The organism is Pseudostreptobacillus hongkongensis (assembly GCF_001559795.1).
In the GTDB taxonomy this organism is placed as follows: domain Bacteria; phylum Fusobacteriota; class Fusobacteriia; order Fusobacteriales; family Leptotrichiaceae; genus Pseudostreptobacillus; species Pseudostreptobacillus hongkongensis.
On record NZ_LOHY01000157.1, the window covers coordinates 1 to 534 of the forward strand.

The 534-nt window shown below is 29.4% G+C and carries 1 protein-coding gene; it reads right to left on the minus strand.

Annotation, left to right across the window (positions count from 1 at the left end; genetic code table 11):
* Positions 1-46: 46 nt before the first annotated feature.
* Positions 47-534, minus strand: a 488-nt coding sequence (locus AYC59_RS07405) for an NAD(P)H-dependent oxidoreductase (protein ID WP_066897003.1), incomplete at its 5' end; no start/stop codon positions are given.

A 534-nucleotide genomic window follows, 5' to 3' on the forward strand; every position in this document is an offset into this window, starting at 1 on the left:
AGTGTTTTTCAGTATTTTTTTGCATTTTTTTTAAATATATATTTTTCTAAATATTTTTAGCAATTTTTTCTACCTTTTTCAAAAATCTATTCCTTTGCTCCAGTGTATTACTATCTCTTCCCATATTACCAAAAGTTGTAACTCTTTTAGTCTTTATACCACAATGGTTAAGTACAGCATTTTTCAAAACAGATACTCCATAACTATCAGGTATACTTACAGGTCCTGAAAATATTTTATACCACCAAGTAGGCCCCTGTGAAGTTGCAAATATTTCAGCAGTTTTACCTTTTAATAGTTTCTTAAATTGTCTTCCCATTATGAAGTTTATAACAAAAATACCACTTTTATTAGAAGAATAAGCTATACCTGGTGTAAACACTCTATCTATCCATCCTTTTAAAAGACTAGGCATAGAACTCCACCAAATAGGATAAACAAATACAATATGATCTGCCCAAAGCAAAAGTTCTTGAGACCTAGATATATTTTCATCCTTTTCCATTCTTTTTCTATAGCCATATCTTAAAACAG